General features: G+C 65.4%; 16 protein-coding genes. 8 read left to right on the top strand and 8 right to left on the bottom strand.

What is annotated here, in order from left to right; translation table 11 throughout:
- Both JHD73_RS08400 and JHD73_RS08395 read left to right on the top strand, forming a co-directional pair.
- A partial coding sequence (locus JHD73_RS08400; protein WP_199029672.1) for a 3-hydroxybutyryl-CoA dehydrogenase occupies positions 1–703 on the top strand: 703 nt, incomplete at its 5' end.
- A 151-nt stretch (positions 704–854) separates the two neighbouring features.
- Entirely contained in the window at positions 855–1,712 is an 858-nt protein-coding gene (locus JHD73_RS08395; protein WP_199029670.1) for a PhzF family phenazine biosynthesis protein, read from the top strand.
- Here JHD73_RS08395 and JHD73_RS08390 read toward each other — a convergent pair.
- A complete protein-coding gene (locus JHD73_RS08390; RefSeq protein WP_199029668.1) occupies positions 1,709–2,245 on the bottom strand; it encodes a GNAT family N-acetyltransferase in 537 nt (178 codons plus the stop codon). The genes JHD73_RS08395 and JHD73_RS08390 overlap by 4 nt on opposite strands.
- The gene (locus tag JHD73_RS08385; RefSeq protein WP_199029666.1) at positions 2,242–2,829 is read right to left on the bottom strand and encodes a helix-turn-helix domain-containing protein; all 588 of its coding nucleotides are present in this window, start codon (positions 2,827–2,829) and stop codon (positions 2,242–2,244) included. The genes JHD73_RS08390 and JHD73_RS08385 overlap by 4 nt, the downstream gene beginning before the upstream one ends.
- 188 nt (positions 2,830–3,017) lie before the next feature.
- Here JHD73_RS08385 and JHD73_RS08380 point away from each other — a divergent pair, with 188 nt between their 5' ends.
- The 4 genes from JHD73_RS08380 to JHD73_RS08365 all read left to right on the top strand — a co-directional run bounded on the left by JHD73_RS08380 (position 3,018) and on the right by JHD73_RS08365 (position 7,339).
- Entirely contained in the window at positions 3,018–3,401 is a 384-nt protein-coding gene (locus JHD73_RS08380) for a BlaI/MecI/CopY family transcriptional regulator (RefSeq protein WP_199029664.1), read from the top strand.
- Complete coding sequence (locus JHD73_RS08375; protein WP_199029662.1) at positions 3,398–5,176, top strand: M56 family metallopeptidase; 1,779 nt, start codon at positions 3,398–3,400, stop codon at positions 5,174–5,176. The genes JHD73_RS08380 and JHD73_RS08375 overlap by 4 nt, the downstream gene beginning before the upstream one ends.
- A 191-nt stretch (positions 5,177–5,367) precedes the next feature.
- Entirely contained in the window at positions 5,368–6,189 is an 822-nt protein-coding gene (gene blaOXA, locus JHD73_RS08370) for a class D beta-lactamase (protein ID WP_199029660.1), read from the top strand.
- A gap of 7 nt (positions 6,190–6,196) precedes the next feature.
- Positions 6,197–7,339, top strand: a complete 1,143-nt coding sequence (locus tag JHD73_RS08365) for an acyltransferase (RefSeq protein ID WP_199029657.1) — start codon at positions 6,197–6,199, stop codon at positions 7,337–7,339.
- A 54-nt stretch (positions 7,340–7,393) separates the two neighbouring features.
- Here the strand turns inward: JHD73_RS08365 and JHD73_RS08360 are convergent, their stop codons facing one another.
- A complete protein-coding gene (locus tag JHD73_RS08360) occupies positions 7,394–8,296 on the bottom strand; it encodes a LysR substrate-binding domain-containing protein (protein ID WP_199029655.1) in 903 nt (300 codons plus the stop codon).
- 97 nt (positions 8,297–8,393) lie between these two features.
- Here JHD73_RS08360 and JHD73_RS08355 point away from each other — a divergent pair, with 97 nt between their 5' ends.
- Positions 8,394–9,086 (top strand): hypothetical protein, encoded by a 693-nt coding sequence (locus JHD73_RS08355; protein WP_233176845.1) that lies wholly within the window; start codon positions 8,394–8,396, stop codon positions 9,084–9,086.
- A gap of 13 nt (positions 9,087–9,099) precedes the next feature.
- Here JHD73_RS08355 and JHD73_RS08350 read toward each other — a convergent pair whose 3' ends face one another.
- Together JHD73_RS08350 and JHD73_RS08345 are read right to left on the bottom strand one after the other, a co-directional pair.
- Entirely contained in the window at positions 9,100–10,542 is a 1,443-nt protein-coding gene (locus tag JHD73_RS08350) for a DUF1254 domain-containing protein (RefSeq protein WP_199029653.1), read from the bottom strand.
- A 228-nt stretch (positions 10,543–10,770) separates the two neighbouring features.
- Positions 10,771–11,754 carry a nitronate monooxygenase family protein gene (locus tag JHD73_RS08345; RefSeq protein ID WP_199029651.1) on the bottom strand — a complete coding sequence of 328 codons (984 nt, stop codon included), beginning with the start codon at positions 11,752–11,754 and terminating at the stop codon, positions 10,771–10,773.
- A gap of 153 nt (positions 11,755–11,907) precedes the next feature.
- On the opposite strand from JHD73_RS08345, the gene JHD73_RS08340 reads away from it, so the two are divergent.
- A complete protein-coding gene (locus tag JHD73_RS08340; RefSeq protein ID WP_199029648.1) occupies positions 11,908–12,834 on the top strand; it encodes an alpha/beta fold hydrolase in 927 nt (308 codons plus the stop codon).
- Positions 12,835–12,852: 18 nt separating this feature from the next.
- On the opposite strand, the gene JHD73_RS08335 is transcribed toward JHD73_RS08340, so the two are convergent.
- The 3 genes from JHD73_RS08335 to JHD73_RS08325 are packed head-to-tail and all read right to left on the bottom strand — an operon-like array spanning position 12,853 to position 16,558.
- Positions 12,853–13,536: a Fe2+-dependent dioxygenase gene (locus tag JHD73_RS08335; protein ID WP_199029646.1), complete on the bottom strand. Its 684-nt coding sequence runs from the start codon at positions 13,534–13,536 to the stop codon at positions 12,853–12,855.
- Positions 13,527–14,279, bottom strand: coding sequence for a tetratricopeptide repeat protein (locus JHD73_RS08330; protein WP_199029644.1), 753 nt, complete (start codon positions 14,277–14,279; stop codon positions 13,527–13,529). Before JHD73_RS08330 ends, JHD73_RS08335 begins: the two co-directional genes overlap by 10 nt.
- Positions 14,279–16,558, bottom strand: coding sequence for a TonB-dependent siderophore receptor (locus JHD73_RS08325; RefSeq protein ID WP_199029642.1), 2,280 nt, complete (start codon positions 16,556–16,558; stop codon positions 14,279–14,281). The genes JHD73_RS08330 and JHD73_RS08325 overlap by 1 nt, the downstream gene beginning before the upstream one ends.
- Between the last annotated feature and the right edge of the window lie 77 nt (positions 16,559–16,635).

The raw sequence follows: 16,635 nt of genomic DNA, 5'->3' as shown, positions 1-16,635 counted from the left end.
CCGCCTCATCAAGAAGGACAAGCTGACCGAAGCCGACAAGAACGCCGCACTCGCGCGCATCCAGGGTTCAACCAGCTATGACGACCTCAAGCGCGCCGATCTCGTCATCGAAGCCGCCACCGAGAACTTCGACCTGAAGGTCAAGATCCTCAAGCAGCTCGAAGCGGTGGCCGCACCGCACGCCATCGTCGCGTCGAACACGTCGTCCATCTCGATCACCAAGCTGGCTGCCGTGCTGCAGGATGCGAGCCGCTTCATCGGCATGCACTTCTTCAACCCGGTGCCGATGATGGCGCTGGTGGAAGTCATTCGTGGGCTGCAGACGAGCGATGCCACGCACGCGGCTGTCGAGGCCCTGTCGAGGCAGCTCGGCAAGACGCCGATCACGGTTAAGAACAGCCCGGGCTTTGTGGTCAACCGCATCCTGTGCCCGATGATCAACGAGGCGTTCTGCGTGCTGGGTGAGGGCCTGGCGAGCCCGGAAGAAATTGACGAAGGCATGAAGCTCGGCTGCAACCACCCGATCGGGCCGCTGGCGCTGGCCGACATGATCGGCCTGGATACCATGCTGGCCGTGATGGAAGTGCTGTACACCGAGTTTGGCGACCCGAAATATCGCCCCGCCATGCTGATGCGCGAGATGGTGGCTGCCGGCTACCTAGGCCGCAAGACCGGGCGCGGCGTGTACGACTACCGCAAGTAAGCGGCGAGCACCGACGGTTTTCGCGCTGTCCGCCAACTGTCCGGTCGGATTCGCGTGAAGTGTCCGCAAGTGTGCATGGAGACGGTGCGGCGGTGCGTTGATGATGACGCATCGCCACACCGCTTTTTTCTTTCACACACCGGACACCGCCATGCCGCGCTACGCCTTCCGCCTGCTCAACGTCTTTGCCGAATCCACCTTTGGCGGCAACCAGCTCGCCGTCTTTGAAGACGGGCGCGGCCTGGACGATGCCACCATGCAGGCCATCGGACGCCAGTTCAATCTGTCCGAGATCACCTTCATCTTTCCCGATGACACGGATGGCGCCACGGCGCGTTTCCGCATCTTCACGCCCGATTACGAGATGCCGTTTGCGGGGCACCCGTCGCTTGGCACCGCGCAGGTGGTGCGCGAACTCTATGGCCCCGGCAATGAGCTGACGCTGCGTTGTCAGTCGGGCATCGTCTCGCTGACGGCACAGGACGAAGGGTGGTCTCTGGTGCCGCCGCGCTCGGGCGGGGTCAGCACGCGGGAGGCGGACCCGGCCATCGCTGCCATGCTGGGCTTGGAAGCGGACGCGCTGGCCGGCCCGCCGCTGTGGGTCGACGTTGGCATCGAGCAACTGATGGTGCCGGTCAAGCGCCGTGCCGATGTGGAACGTGCGCGCCCGAATCCTTCCGCGTTCGATGCGTGGCCGCGCAGCAATAACGACGGGCGCAACGCTTACGTCTTCACCATGCCCGAACCCGGCAGCAATGATCCGGTGGTGTCGCGTTTCTTCTTCGAATACGGTGTCGGCTTGTGGGAAGACCCAGGCACCGGCTCGGCTTGCGCCAACCTGGGTGGGTGGCTGCGCGCGACAGGTCATACGCTGCCGGCGAGCTACCGCATCGAGCAGGGTGCGGCGGTGGGGCGGCCGTGTCACCTGACGCTGAAAGTCGATGCCGACGGCACGATCCACGTGGGTGGCCGTGTGATCGAAATCGGCCGCGGTACGCTCAACATTTAAGCGGCGTCCAACTGCTTGCAGAAGAACGTCGTCCCGCAGAAGGCGCCGTCGGGCATCAGCGCGTAGTTGGGCACCGTGCCCACGCGCTGCCACCCGGCACGGGCGTACAGGCGTTCGGCATCGCCGCCGGTGACGGTGTCGAGTACCAGCACGGTCTTGCCTTCGGCGCGGGCAGCTTCCTCTACCGCCGCCATCAGTCGCTGCGCCACGCCTTGCCGGCGAGCGCGGCGGTGCACGAGCATCTTGGCCACGTCTGCGCGGTGCGGCTGGTTTTCAGGCTGCGCTAGAACCAGCTGCACGGTGCCGAGCACGGCGCCGTTCGCATCTTCGGCGATCAGCAACGCGCGCTCGTGACGGGCGACGCCTTCAGCCACGTTGCGCCAGAACGCCTGCGCCTTGTCATGCGACAACGGCCACATGAAGCTGACTGACGCACCGCCCTCCACGCAATCGACCAACACATCGGCCAGCGCGGAGATGCAGGCGCTCGCTTCATTGGCGCCCACGCGGCGCACGATGACGGTGTCGATCATTTGGTTCTCCAGCCAACCGATGCGACGGTGGTGAGCGCCACGAGATAGCGCGCCGGCCGTTGCGTTGGGTTATGAAAGACGATGGGCCGGTCCAGCTGCATCGCCAGGCAATCGCCTGCGGCGAGGCGCCAGTGCGCGTCGCCCACGGTCATCTCCATCGTGCCTTCGACGATCCACACCTGTTGGTAGACCTCGGTATCGCGCACGCCAGTGTCGTAGGCCACGCGCTGGCCGGGCGGGAAGTGCACCTCCACCAACTGGATGGGCGAACGCGCGGCCGGTGAGAGGTTGCGGCGTACGTAGCCCGAGCCCGGGTCGGTCCACTCGGGCTGATCGGCTGCGCGTGCTACGGGCGAGGGCTCGGCAGCCGGCGCCGCACCTTCTTCGAACAGGGAGGCGAGCGTCACGCCCAGCGCAGAGCTGAGCCGGTCGAGTACGGCAGCCGTCGGGCTGCTCTGCCCGCGTTCGATCAGGGAGATGGCCGAGCGGCTGACCTGGCTGCGTTCTGCCAGGGCGTCGAGCGAGAGGCCCTGGGCGTCGCGCAGTTCGCGCAGTCTATGGGCGATACGGTGGTGGATATCCATGCTGCCAGTTTAATGGAAATTTCTATCCAGTAAACTGGAATTTGAGGGTGACCGGCTTCGCCTACGGCCGTCAATTGCCGTGAGGTTCTGTACGAGAAATCGTGCGGGAAGTAGACAGGATTTTCTAGACAAGTTTTTCTAGAAAAGTTAGTCTACGTGCCGATCTCCCGCAGAACCGACGTATCGTCATGACCAAGACCTCGCCGCGCATCAAGCCCACCACTGCCGAGTTGAACCTCCTGCGTGTGCTGTGGCAACTGGGGCCCGCCACGGTCAAGCAGGTCCATCAGGCGGTGCAGACCGAGAAACCGGAGACGACCTACGCTGCGGTGCTGCGCCAGTTGCAGATCATGCATGCCAAGGGGATGCTGGTACGCGACGAGCGTGAGCGTTCGCACGTGTACGCGCCGGCGCAGCGCCAGAACGTTCTGCAGAGCGGTCTGCTGAACGAGTTCATCAACAAGGCGTTTGCGGGCTCCGGCAAGGCGCTGGTTCTTGCGGCGTTGCGCGGGCATGTCACCAAGGAAGAGCGTGCCGAGATCGAAGCGTTGCTGCGCGAGGAAGACCTATGAGCACAACGCTTGCCATCCTGGTGCCGGCAGTGGGCTGGGCGCTGCTGCACTTTCTTTGGAAAGGCGCGCTGCTGAGTCTTGCTGCCGCACTGTTCCTGCGGTTGACGCGAGGCGGTCGTCCGCAGGTCCGGTACATCGTGTTGTGCACGGCGCTGGTGCTGTGCGTGCTGGTGCCCTTCGTCGACGGCTATCGCGAGTTCACGGCAATGACTGCCGCCACGGCCACCGTCGACCCGGTGCCGGTGATGCCCATCTGGGTGCCCCAGCCCGCAGCGCCCGCCTTGCTGGAAGACCCGATGCTTTGGGTGGTGGTGGCATGGCTGTTCGGTGTCGGCCTGATGATGGTGCGTGTGGTCGTGGGCCTGGCCTGGGTGCATCGGCTTGCGCATGCCTCGCAGGCCTGTGCCAACGATGCGTGGCAAGCCTGTGTGTCCGCGCTTGCGCAACGCTGTGGAATCCGTCGCCCGATCCGGGTTCGGGTGGTGCCACATCTGCCCAGTCCGGTCGCTGCCGGTTGGTGGCGGCCCGTCGTGCTGGTGCCGGCTTCACTGTTGACGCAGATGCCACCGGACCTGATCGAAGCGTTGCTGGCGCACGAGGTCGCGCACATCCGGCGTTTCGACTATCTCGTCAACCTCATGCAGCGGGCAATCGAGGCATTGCTCTTCTATCACCCTGGCGTGTGGTGGTTGTCCGGGCGCATCCGCGTGGAGCGGGAGCTGATTGCCGATGAGCTTGCCGCGAGCCTGACCGGCAACCCGCGGCACCTGGCGCTGGCGCTCAATCAACTGAGTCAGCAGCAGGGCGTGGAGGCTGTCCCTGCGGGCGCGGCAGTGTGGGCGCACGGCGGCGTGCTGTCCGAACGCATCCGCCGGCTCGTCAGGCCGCAACAGCCCGCCGGATGGGCTTCGGTTGGCTTGACCGTAGCGCTGGGTGCCGCGCTGGTCGTGTCGGCGGTTGTCGTGCCGCAGTACGTTGGCGCCGCCTTTGCCCGCGAGGCGCTGTCGGTGTCGGATGACGCGCAGCGCATGCTCGCCCATGCTTCGGCCATCGGCAAGGTCGAAGCGCTTGTCGGCCTGATCCAATCCAAGCATGTCTACGTGGTGGAGGACGGCAGCGGCAAGGTCTTGCTCCAGCGCGATGCAGACAGCGTTGTCCCGATCGCATCGTTGACCAAGCTGATGACCGCCATGGTGGTGCTGGATGCGCGGCCCGAGTTGAATCGCGTTGTGCAGATCGCCCCGGCCGATGCGGGCACGCCGGCGTTGCGTCGTGCTGGTGTGCCTGTCGGGACAAACCTGGCCCTGCGCGACGTCATGCAGCTTGCACTCATGTCATCGGACAACCGGGCTGCCTATGCCCTGGCGCGAACCTACCCCGGGGGCGTGCCCGCGTTCGAGCGGGCATTGCAGGCGAAGATTGCCGCACTGGGGCTGACGCATACCGTGTTGAACGAACCGACGGGCCTGTCGGCGCACAACCGATCGACGGCCAGCGACATCGCCATCATCGCCAAGGCGGCGGCGGACTATCCGGAGATCCGCCGCGATACCACCTACGCAAGCGAGACGCTCCAGATCAACGGCCAGCCGGTTGAGTACCGCAATACCAATCCGTTGGTGGGGGTGCGCGGCTGGGACATCCAGCTCTCCAAGACAGGCTTTACCGATGAGGCTGGCCGTTGCCTGATCATGCAGATCCGGTCTGCTGGCACCAGCATCACGATGGTTCTGCTCAATGGGCACCGGGCGGTGACCGTTCCCACCATGTCTTGATCTGCACCCTGAGCGCCGCAGCACCCGCCTGAGCAGGTCGGTGTGCGTCGCGTTGTTCCCGTGTTTGCTTTCCTGTCTGGCCGATTGCGTTCGGTCGGAGGGGAGGCGTTCGTCTGAAGTTCTGACTGGCAACCCCGCCTCGTCCTCGCTGAAACGGCAACCGGATTGAGGCACCCTCAAGAGAGAAACGCATGAAACGCTGGTGTATCGCGGCGGCCGTCCTGGCCGTCAACCTGATGAGCCCGACGGCTCACGCTCGAACCCTCTGCACCGTCATTGCGGATGCGGCCTCGGGCAATGTCCTGGTGCAGGAGGGCGATTGCGCGACGCGCGTGACGCCGGCGTCCACCTTCAAGATTGCACTCAGCCTGATGGGGTTCGATGCCGGCATCCTCAAAGATGAACACACCCCCACGCTGGCGTACCACGATGGCGATGTCGCGTGGGGCGGCGATGCGTGGCGGCAGCCTACGGACGCCGCGCGCTGGATCCAGTACTCGGTGGTCTGGTTCTCGCAGCGGGTGGCTCAGTCGCTGGGCGACGCCCGCTTTCAGCACTACGCAGACGTGTTCGACTACGGAAACCGGGATGTGTCCGGCGAGCCCGGCAAGCACAACGGCACCTCCGGTGCGTGGATCAACTCGTCGCTGCAGATATCGCCACTGGAACAGGTGGCCTTCCTGCGCAAGGTCGCCAACCGCACGCTTCCGGTGAGCGCCACCGCACTGGACATGACCTGGCGCGTGACGGAGATCGCTGCACACCCTGATGGATGGACGATTCACGGCAAGACGGGTACGGGCTCGCCGGGGGCGCCGATCACACACGAAGGCAATTACGACCGCGAGCACGCCTACGGCTGGTTCGTCGGCTGGGCAACGAAGGGGCCGCGCACGCTGGTGTTCGCACGCCTGACCCAGGACGCGCAGGTGCAGCCGACGCCAGCCGGCATGCGCACACGCGACACGCTGCTGAGCGACCTGCCATCGCTGGTCGATGGCGTGACGCGATAGGACAACCATGCCCGCTGACATGCGCAATAGGCGGATCGACCTGATCCGTGGGGTCGCCATCCTGCTGGTCCTGTTTCATCACTTCAACATCGCCTATCGCTTGAGCGATACGTCACTCGCTGCGGTCTTCGGGCCGGAGCTTGTGCAGGCGGTGGCGCGCAATGGCAACTACGGGGTGACCATGTTCTTTGTGGTCTCGGGTTACCTGATCACCTCGAATGCCCTGCGCCGCTGGGGCCAGCTTGGCCGTATCGACGCGTGGGCGTTCTACGGGCTGCGCATCGCGCGCATTGTGCCGTGTCTGCTGTTGCTCCTCACCATCGTGAACGTGCTCGCGCTTTACGGCGTGGCAATCTTCCAGAACCACGTCGCCACAGGCGAGCCCGTTCCGCTATGGCACGTCAATCTGGCGAGCCTGACCTTCACCATGAACTTGCTGATTGCCAGGGTCGGATGGGTCAACTATCCGTTGGGCGTCTTGTGGTCGCTCTCGGTGGAAGAGGTGTTCTACCTCACGTTCCCATTGCTGTGTCTCGTGCTTCGGCGCGAGTCGCTGCTCTGCCTGTTCTGGGCAACGATCATTGCCGTCGGCCCGTTGTACCGGCTGACCCACCAAGGGGATGAGGCCGGATTTCTTTACGCGTACTTCGCCAGCTTTGACGGCATTGCCATCGGTTGCGGCGCCGCCGTACTTTCCAGGCGGTTCGCCCTGGCCGGCATGACGACCCGGTTCGCACAAACCGCAGTCGTGGCCTTGATGACGTTTCTCTATCTGTGGTGGCCGATTGCACAGAGCAACGTCTTGGGTGTGACGGCGATGGCGCTTGGTACTGCCGCCCTGCTATGGCCAGTGCAGCGTTCAACGGCCGATGATGCGCGGCGCTTCAACCGTGTCGGTGCAGCGTTGGCATGGTGCGGCAAGAACAGCTATGAGCTGTATCTGTTTCACCTGATCCCGCTGGCGGTGCTCAAAACGGGATTTCCGCGCGCCACGGTTTTAGGTGACGAGAAACTCGTGCTGCTGGCGGCGTTCATGCTGTTTTCGTTCTTGCTGGCTGCGGGCATTGCGCGGTACTACGCAGAGCCGCTCAACCGTGCCCTACGGCAACGTCTTCTGCAGCCGCGGCGCACGCAGTCCACCATCGGCTGAAGGACGGCGCATCACCCCGGCAATTGCGGTAACCGGGGTGAGCGTGGCGCGGGACTACGCGGGGGCATGCGCGTGGCCGGCGCGCTCGAACAGCCATGCCAGCAAGATGTTGAGCGACCGGTCGTCCGCGTTATCCCGATACAGGCAGTGAAACGGTGGCCCTTCCAGCTTGACCTCCGGAAACAGCATGACTAGACGCCCGTGGTCGACATCGTCCTGAATCACGGCCCGCGGGGCCAGGCAGATCCCCAGTCCACTTATCGCAGCTTTCACCAGCAGGGCGAATTCGTCGTAGAAGGGGCCGCGCAGGGTTTCGCCGACGGGAACCTCTGCCTGGTGAAACCAGTACTGCCATGCCTGGGGCAAGCCGGCGTAATGCAGCAGCGGTGCATGGCGCAAGTCTGATGGCGCGTGCACAGCCGCCAGCGCGGGATGATGCGGCGCGCAGACCGGCACGGCTACGTTGGCCACCAGGGGCTTCGACACGAACCCCCGCCGCCGTAACTCCGGCGTGTAGCGGCGGATGACCACATCGCTCGATTCATCGATGCGCTCCACGTCTGTGTCAGGCGTGGACACCAACTCAATCTCGATGCCCGGGTGCCGCACATGAAAGTGCGCCAGTTGCGGAAGCAGCCAGCCGTGGGCGAACGAGGACGAAGTATTGATCCGGATCTGGCGCCGGTCAGGCGCCTCGAACATCTGCTCCGTGGCCTCGGTCAGGCGCCCGATGCAACTTGCGACGTCCACCAGGTAATGCCGCGCCCGCAAGGTCAGGCGCAGGGATCGTCCATCGCGCTCGAAGAGCTTCTGTCCAAAGAACGTTTCCAGCACGCGGATCTGCTGGGCGATCGCGCTCTGCGTGACATTCAACTCTTCGGCGGCAAGGGTCAGGCTGTTCAGGCGCCCGGCGGCTTCAAAGCTGCGCAGGGCATTGAGAGGGGGGAGTCGGCGCATGGCGCAATGTCAAAGAACAGCTAAAGCGTCGTGGAAAAAAACTCGTTTGTGGCAATGAAGGCGGCTTTCTATCATAGGCGCCACATTGGATTGGAAGATGATGATTGCATTACCCAGCCTACTCAAGACATCGGTGCAGCGCTCTGCGTGGCGTTCATTTCCGTTCGGTTGCTGGATGCCGCTGTGGATGTCCCGGTGGATACGTCAAGCCAGTCGATACCTGGCGCTGGCCGGCACCATCTTGATGCTGGTCGCCTGCTCAGGCCCACCACCCAACGAGCGTGAGACCGGCAGCGGTGGAACGCTGGTGCGATACAGCTCGCGCCAGGTGAGTGTGGATCTGACCGATGCGGAGCAGCAGAGCCTGCGCACCATGCGCGACCGTACGTACGCCAATACCGCACCGGAGCGTGCACTGAGCGCCGTGGCCAAGGCGTTGACCGAACTCGGCTACGCACCGGTGTCGGTCGACAACGAAACCGGCCTGGTGGAAGCGGGGCTGAGTGACACGCTGGTGCCCAAGTGGCGCCAACTGCTACGCGGCGCGCTCAAGAACTACACCGGCATGTTTCCGGCCAAGCCGGACCACGAGCGCGTGTCGGCGGTCATCGCGGTCAAGGCGGCCACCGGCAACCAGGCGACGCTGGTGCGCGCCCGGTTCGACAGCACGGTCTGGGACAGCAACGGCGATGCGCGCACGAAGACCGTGCTGCAGCGGGAGGTCTACGACGGCTTCTTCGCAGGTGTGGACAAGGTGTTGTGCTCGGCTGCCTGCAAGGGGCAGCCTTAAGCGAAGCGGTGCGCTATTCCCGCCGCTGCACAGCTGGCGGCAGCCACGTCCCGTCCAGCGCAGCTTCCTTCGGCCACGTCAGCTGCATGCGCAGCAGGAAGGGCCCCACGGGCGGCGGCAGCCAGTTGTTGCGCATGCCCTTGGGCGGCGCACGCTGGATCAGGATGTCGAGCGAGCCATCGCTGTTCAGGCGCGGGCGATCGGCCTCGCTCAGCACGTTGCGCAAGCCCGGGCGCTCGGCGGTGCGGCGCGGTTGCTGCACGGCGGCCACGGCCCAGCCGGCGTTCTCGGGCGGGAGCTGGTTGCGGTCGAAATGCAGCACGTAGCGGTGCGTGCTGTCCAGCGGCAGGCTGTTGGCGTCGGCCGTAGCGGTGGCGATCAGCATGTCTTGCGGCACGTCGGTGCCGCCACCAGACCATGAGACGATGGCGCGCTGCGCATAGTCCAGTCCGTACGCGCCAATCATGCGCGGGATAAACCACCCGTTCTGCGTGATGGGCGGCTGCTTGGCCGCCATGGAGAGCGTCTCGCGTGCGGCGGTCACGCCGGCATCCATCACCTTCAGGCTGGTCGAGTCCACGGCCTTGGCATCAAACGGCGCGCCGGGCACGATGCCGAGGTTGCGCAGTGACGCCACCATCGTGGAGTCTGCCGCGTGCGGCGGATTGTCCTTGAGCAGTTCGGCAAACCGGGTGAAGTAGGCGTTGGCATCAAGCGCGGTCACACGGCGGCGCGCAGCACTCAGGCTGACGTCGATGTCGGCGGCGCTGGTTGCGTCAGCCTTGGCTTCTGCCTCGGTTTCGCGCGCGCCGGGTTTGCCGAAGGCATCCAGCGCCGTGATGCGGTAGCGATCCTGCACGCGCCGCGCGGCAGCCTCGTCGCGCTGGCCGGCGACCTGCGTGCGGGCAACGACCCATACCAGGTTCGTCGGCGCGGCAATCTGCTTGACGCCTGCCGGCAGCGTGCCTTCCCAGCCCGGTGGCGTGATGGCGTAGTTGGCCGCACGTGCCCCTGTGGTGCGGTTGCCGATGGATTCGAACACGTCCGTCCAGGCGTCGTGCACGGCCACCCAGATGTGGCGGCGGCCGACATCGGGCACGCTCAGCACGACGGGCCCGTTGCGCAAATCAACGAAGGCGCTGCTGGCGAGCACGTCCACCCGGGCGCGCACACCGGCGGGCAGGGCTTCGTCTTCCAGCGTGCGCTGGTGCATGAAGCGCCCATCCGGCGCAATGGCGGAGGTGACCTGCATCAGCGCATCCGTCATCATCAACGGAAACGCATACACATAGGCGGAGCGGACTTGGGCCTCACCGGCTTGCGGCAGGCGCAGTTCGTTGGCGGCGGCAGGGTCGGGGTTCTGGGTGGCGCAGCCCGTCAGGGTCAGGGCCGCCGCGCTCAGCGCCACGGCCGCCAGCCTTGTGAGCTGGCGCACGGGCGCATGGCAGTGCGTCATGGTGTTCTCCATCTTGTCGGTACGCGGCAACAGGAAACCAGACGCCTGTCGAACATCCCCCCAAGGATGCTTGCGCATACGGTTGCGCGGTCGCCCGTCACGACGCCGCGCTTGTTGTTGAGCATCTTCTGAATTTAGAAGTGCCGCCCTCGCAAGTCAATCGAAGTGCGGTGGGGTGCGCATGGTGGGGTGCGTGCTAGGGTGCTCGGTAAGTGCGTGCGGATGCGCCTACAGCCGCAGGTGCAGGGCAAGGCGCAACTTGGCGGCGTCGTACTCGGCTTTGAGCCGCATGACGATCTCGCCGGCGGGTGGCAGGTCGGCAATCTGGCCCACCCCCTGCCCCGCGCCCCAGATGTCTTTCCATGCCTTGGCGCGGGAACTGCCGTCGCCAAAGTTCATCTTCGATTTGTCCGCCTCGGGCAGGGCTGCGGGGTCCAGGCCCGCCAGCTCGATGCTCTCGCGGATGTAGTTGCCGTGCACGCCTGTGAAGAGGTTCGTGTAGATGATGTCGGACGCTGCTGCACGCACGATGGCCTGCTTATAGCTTTCCGCCGCATGCGCCTCCTTGCTGGCGATGAAGCGCGTGCCGATGTAGGCGAGGTCGGCGCCCATGGCCTGCGCGGCGAGGATGGCATCCCCCGTGGCGATGGCCCCCGACAGCGCGATCGGCCCGTCAAAGATGCGCCGCACTTCCCCCACCAGCGCAAACGGCGACAGCGTGCCGGCGTGCCCGCCTGCGCCCGCCGCCACCAGGATCAGGCCATCGACCCCGGCTTCCAGCGCCTTCTCGGCATGGCGCAGGTTGATCACATCGTGCAGCACGATGCCGCCATAGCTGTGCACGGCATCCAGGATCTCCTTGACCGGCGCGCGCAGCGAGGTGATGAAGATCGGCACCTTGTGCTTGACGCAGGTGGCCACGTCCTGCTCCAGCCGCGCGTTGGAGTGGTGCACGATCTGGTTGACGGCCAGCGGCCCCACCACAGCGTGCGGATGCGCGGCTCGGTGAGCAGCGAGGTCTTCATGGATTTGCGTGAGCCATTCGTCCAGCACCTCGGCCGGGCGCGCGTTGAGCGCCGGAAACGCACCGACGATGCCGGCCTTGCACTGCGCCAGCACCAGTTCCGGATAGCTGACGATAAACATCGGCGAGCCGATCACCGGCAGGGTCAGGTGTTGCAGCGCGGGCGGCAGATGCTTGGCGGCGGGCATGGCGTCTCCTGATGAGAGGAAGGCTGACAGCGGGGCAGACAGCGTTGTTCGATTATAGGAAGCGGGCGCCACGTGTTGCCGCCGAATGTGCCGGTAGCTTCTGCGCTAGCATGCGGAGCATTCCTTGCGCATCACAAACCACCGGAGACCTGCATGACCACGCTGCTTCCCATCGACGCCGCCACCGCCGCCGCAGATGCCGCGCTGTTTCCCGGCTTTCGCCCGTTCCGCCAGGCGGTCAATGGGGTGGAGATCGCCGGGGTGATCGGTGGCAGCGGGCCGCCGTTGCTGTTGCTGCATGGCCATCCGCAAAGCCATGTGATCTGGCACAAGGTGGCGCAGGCGCTGGCGCGCGACTACACCGTCGTCGCCACCGATTTGCGCGGCTATGGCGCGTCGTCCAAGCCGGCCGGCAGCGCCCGGCACGCGGAATACAGCAAGCGCACGATGGCGCAGGATCAGGTGGAGGTGATGCGCGCACTCGGCTTCGGCCGCTTCCGGCTCTGCGCGCACGATCGCGGCGCGCGTGTGGCGCATCGCCTGTGCGTCGACCACCCCGTGCATGTGGAGCGCGCCATGCTGCTCGACATTGCCCCCACGCTGGCGATGTATGAAAACACCGACATGGCGTTTGCGTCCGCGTACTGGCACTGGTTCTTCCTGATCCAGCCCTCGCCGTTTCCTGAGACGCTCATCAACGCCACGCCGGATTTTTACATCAGCAAGCTGATGGGCCTGCGCCACGCCGGGCTCGAACCGTTCGCTCCGGAAGCCATGGCCACCTACGCCGCCGCCATGCGCGAGCCGGCCTGCGTACACGCCATGTGCGAGGACTACCGTGCTGCCGCCACCATCGACCTTGAACACGATCGCGCCGACCGTGCTGCTGGCAAGCGCGTGAGCGTGCCGCTGCGTGTGCTGTGGGGCGAGCATGGGGTGATCCAGCGGTGCTTCAAGCCGCTGGAACTGTGGCAAGCCGTGGCCGAGAACGTGAGCGGCGGCACGGTGCCGTGCGGGCACTATGTGCCGGAGGAGGCGCCGGACGCGTTGCTGACGGAGATGCGTAGCTTCTTCGCTTGAGTGTGACTCGGCGGCGGACTAAGCCTCCGCCCACTCCCGCAACAGGTTGTGATACGTCCCCGTCAACGCAATGACGGACGAATCCTCTTGCCCCAGCAGCCCCATCAGCCGCTGCAGTTCGTTATCCATCTGGAACAGCAGCGCGCGATGCGCGTCACTGCGCACCATGCTCTGCAGCCAGAAGAACGAGCACACCCGCGCGCCGCGCGTGACCGGCGTGACGCGGTGCAGGCTGCTGCTCGGGTAGAGCACCATGTCGCCCGCGGCGAGCTTGACGCGGTGCTCGCCGAAGGTGTCGTCGATGACGAGTTCACCACCGTCGTAGTCTTCCGGCTCGGTCAGGAACAGCGTGCAGGAGAGGTCGCTGCGGATGCGGAAGTCGGTGCCACGCAGGTGGCGCACAGCGTTGTCGACGTGGTTGCCGAAGGTCTGGCCGCCGGCATAGCGATTGAACAGCGGCGGAAACACCTTGAGCGGCAGTGCGGCTGAGAAGAACGGCGTGTTGGCAGCAAGCGCGTCCTGGATGAAGGTGCCGACTTCGCGCGCGGCGGGCGAGCCTTCGGGCAACTGCATGTTGTGCTTCACCTGGCCCGACTGCGCGCCGGCGGTGACTTTGCCGTCAACCCACTCAGCGGCATCGATGATGGCGCGGCAGTGCGCCACCTGATCCTTGGTGAGAACGGCGGGAATCTTCAACAGCATGGCGATTCGGTTTCGAGAGCGCTGGCCAACGTGCGCAGGCGCGCATCGGGGTGGCCGGCAAGAAAGTCATGCGCCTTGGCGAGGAAGGCGGGTGTCGCGCTGCGCGGCACGGCGCGCATCCACGTACGGGCTTCGTCGGCCCGATCGGTGAGGGCGAAGAGCCGTGCTGCGTTGAACTGGCCACGGAAGTCACCGCCCTCGGCGGCACGCAGGTAGCAGTACAGGGCCATTCCCAGGTCGGCCTCGACTTCCCAGCCGTCTTCATAGAAGCCGCCGACCACGTTGATCGACTTGGCGTGCCCCTGTGCAGCGGCTGCCTGGAAGAGGCCGAAGGCTTGGGCACGGTCCTGCGGCACGCCGCGCCCGAGCTGCAGGCTGGTGGCGAAGTTGTACTGGCCCCAGTCGAGGCCGGCATCCGCCGCGCGGGCATACCACTGCGCGGCGGTCTTGTCGCAGGCGGGTGCGCCCCAGCCGTGCTCGTAACAGCGGCCGAGCATGTTGGCCGCCATGGCGTGGCCGGACAGCGCGGCGGTCTTGAACCAGAAGAGCGCCTGGGTGTGATTGCGTTCGACACCGTGGCCATCGAGCAGCCATTGGCCGAGGATGGCCTGTGCCTCCGTATGACCGCGACGGGCGGCGCCGGCAAGCCAGTCCGCCGCGCGATCGGCCGGGCCGGTCAGTACGGCGTGGATGGCATCCACCACCGCAGCATCGGCAGCGGTGGTTTGGGCAAGTGCTGTCATCAGTACCGGATACCCAGCGTCAGGATCGCGGCGCGCCCTGGTGCCAGCGATGCGTAGTGCGATGCGTACGCCTGGTTGTAGTACTTCTTGTCGAACAGGTTCTGCACGTTCAACTGCAGGTGCATGTGCTTGTCGATGCGGTACGAGGCCATCGCGTCAAAGCGCCAATAGGCCGGCACCCACTTCGGGTTGGCGGGGTTGGCGCTGCCCCAGACCTTCGACACGTAGTACGCACCGCCGCCCAGCGTGAACTTCGGCATCGGCTGGTAGGTGGTCCACAGGCTGAAGCTGCTCTTGGGCGTGTTGGGGAATTCGGTGCCATTGGTGGCGCCAAAAGCCGAGCCCGAACCACCGTTGTTGCGCAGCTCGCTCTTCAGGTATGTGTAGCCACCAAACACTTGCCACTTGTTGGTGAGCGCGCCCGACCAACCCAGCTCGAAGCCGTCCACGCGCTTGTTGCCGGCCATGGCGGCGGTGCCGTCCTGCAGCACGATGCGCGCGTTGGTGGTTTCGATGCGGAAGACCGCAGCGGTGAGCGCCAGCTTGTTGTCCAGCACGTTCCACTTGGTGCCGAGTTCGTAGGCGCGGTTCTTCTCGGGGGCGAGCACGTCGCCGCGATTGCCCGAGCGGTCTGGCGTGAGCGCGCTGCCATCGGCACCCTGGCCGGCCACGGAGCCTGACGGCGTGGACGACGTGCCATACGCCACGTAGATGCTGCCGTTCTGCGCGGGCTTGAAGACCAGGCCGAGCTGATAGTTCAGCAGGTTGTCGTCACGCGAGAAGCTGGAGCGCACACCTTGCGCATTGGCCGAGGTGGTGGCCGATGCCGAGTAGCGGTCGAAGCGCAGGCCACCGTTGATCTGCCAGCGCGGCGACAGCTCAATGGTGTCGAACACGTACGCCGATTGCGTGCGTACGGTGGTCTCGGCCGGGTTGTTGGCCAGCGTGATGTTGCCCGTCCACGGGTCGTTCGGGTTCGGGTTGAACAGGCTCGTGCAGTTGTAGCCGCCGGCCGCGCCGATCCCGTTCGGGCAGCGGTTGCTGCCGGTGGGAACGTTGTAGGTGTCGTTGCTGCTGTGCTCGCGAGAGAACTCCAGGCCCGCCGCGTAGCTGTGCTTGAAGCCGCCGGTCTCGAACTTGCCGGTCGCTTCCGTCTGGTTGGCGACGGTGTTGGCGACCGAGTAGCGCGTGTTGGCACGGCGCCAGACCATGCCGTAGTAGATGTTGCCCTGGCTGTCGTCGGGCTGTGTCCAGACGTAGTCCTGGCTGGTGCGAGCGATGCGTGTGGTGTTGCGCAGCTTCAGCGCGGTCGACACATCGTGCTCGAGCGAGAACGTGCCCATGTCGACGCGGTCACGGCGGAAGTCGCGGCCCAGGCCGTAGTAGGTGTTGCGGCCGACATCCACCGGCGAGCCATCGCCGGGCGCGAACAACTGCGGGCGGCCATCGGCGCGGCGATTGAACGTGCCGTTGTTGTAGGGGATGCCGGTGTCGGGCGTATCGTTCGATTGCAGGTGGTAGTACGACAACGTGGCGCGTGTGGGCGTGCCCAGCCCGAAGGCGATGGACGGCGCGATGCCCCAGCGGCTGAAACTCGTCACGTCGCGGCCCGGCGTGCCGGCGTCGTGATACATCGCGTTCAGGCGGAAGGCCGCGTGTTCGCCGATCTGGTAGTTGCCGTCGGCCGTGGCGCGCTTGTACGCGGCATTGCCCACGGAGATCGTGCCCTCGGTGAAGTGCTCCAGCTTGGGCGTCTTCGAGACGATGTTGATTGCCCCGCCCGCCGAGCCGCGCCCTTCATACGCACCCGACGGCCCCTTGGTGACTTCCACCGAATCCACGTTGAACATCTCGCGCGATTGCGCGCCGATGTCGCGCAGCCCGTCGAGGAAGGTGCTGGCCTGCGCGTCATAACCGCGGATAAACGGGCGATCGCCCACGGGGTTGCCGCCTTCACCCGCGCCAAACGCAATGCCGGGCACCGTGCGCAGTGCTTCGGTGAGCGTGACGGAGCCGGTGTCCTGCAGCACTTCAGCGGGGATGACCGTGACGGACTTGGGCGTATCGACCAGCGGCGCGGTGAATTTGCCGCCCGAGGCCTCGTCGGTCTTGAAGCCACTGCTGCCGGTGACCGTGTGGGTCGGCAGGGTGGCCGTCACCGAATCCTTCTTGGTTTCCGCCACAGCCGGTGTGGCCGCCACGGCAAAGCTCATGGCCCCTGTCAGGTATCCCACCACCGAATGTTCGGCGCGCTTGCGTTCCGTCTGTGCTGCTTGCATGGCTTGGTGCCCGCTCCCCTGAAAAATCTTGTTACATGTTTGACGCAAATGAGAATTGTTATCGTTCGCATGTGAAG

It is taken from the genome of Ralstonia sp. ASV6 (assembly GCF_016429285.1).
Lineage (GTDB): Bacteria > Pseudomonadota > Gammaproteobacteria > Burkholderiales > Burkholderiaceae > Ralstonia > Ralstonia flaminis.
Note: the sequence above shows the minus strand (reverse complement) of the source record. Positions and strands in the feature narration are given on the sequence as shown.

What these genes read in the sequence shown, in the direction of transcription:
- JHD73_RS08335 (WP_199029646.1), bottom strand. Translation starts at nt 13,536, where the DNA reads ATGCTGTTGAAGATTCCCGCCGTTCTCACCAAGGATCAGGTGGCGCAC.
- JHD73_RS08365 (WP_199029657.1), top strand. Translation starts at nt 6,197, where the DNA reads ATGCCCGCTGACATGCGCAATAGGCGGATCGACCTGATCCGTGGGGTC.
- JHD73_RS08395 (WP_199029670.1), top strand. Translation starts at nt 855, where the DNA reads ATGCCGCGCTACGCCTTCCGCCTGCTCAACGTCTTTGCCGAATCCACC.
- JHD73_RS08385 (WP_199029666.1), bottom strand. Translation starts at nt 2,829, where the DNA reads ATGGATATCCACCACCGTATCGCCCATAGACTGCGCGAACTGCGCGAC.
- blaOXA (WP_199029660.1), top strand. Translation starts at nt 5,368, where the DNA reads ATGAAACGCTGGTGTATCGCGGCGGCCGTCCTGGCCGTCAACCTGATG.
- JHD73_RS08355 (WP_233176845.1), top strand. Translation starts at nt 8,394, where the DNA reads ATGATGATTGCATTACCCAGCCTACTCAAGACATCGGTGCAGCGCTCT.
- JHD73_RS08325 (WP_199029642.1), bottom strand. Translation starts at nt 16,558, where the DNA reads ATGCAAGCAGCACAGACGGAACGCAAGCGCGCCGAACATTCGGTGGTG.
- JHD73_RS08360 (WP_199029655.1), bottom strand. Translation starts at nt 8,296, where the DNA reads ATGCGCCGACTCCCCCCTCTCAATGCCCTGCGCAGCTTTGAAGCCGCC.
- JHD73_RS08330 (WP_199029644.1), bottom strand. Translation starts at nt 14,279, where the DNA reads ATGACAGCACTTGCCCAAACCACCGCTGCCGATGCTGCGGTGGTGGAT.
- JHD73_RS08345 (WP_199029651.1), bottom strand. Translation starts at nt 11,754, where the DNA reads ATGCCCGCCGCCAAGCATCTGCCGCCCGCGCTGCAACACCTGACCCTG.
- JHD73_RS08375 (WP_199029662.1), top strand. Translation starts at nt 3,398, where the DNA reads ATGAGCACAACGCTTGCCATCCTGGTGCCGGCAGTGGGCTGGGCGCTG.
- JHD73_RS08390 (WP_199029668.1), bottom strand. Translation starts at nt 2,245, where the DNA reads ATGATCGACACCGTCATCGTGCGCCGCGTGGGCGCCAATGAAGCGAGC.
- JHD73_RS08340 (WP_199029648.1), top strand. Translation starts at nt 11,908, where the DNA reads ATGACCACGCTGCTTCCCATCGACGCCGCCACCGCCGCCGCAGATGCC.
- JHD73_RS08350 (WP_199029653.1), bottom strand. Translation starts at nt 10,542, where the DNA reads ATGACGCACTGCCATGCGCCCGTGCGCCAGCTCACAAGGCTGGCGGCC.
- JHD73_RS08380 (WP_199029664.1), top strand. Translation starts at nt 3,018, where the DNA reads ATGACCAAGACCTCGCCGCGCATCAAGCCCACCACTGCCGAGTTGAAC.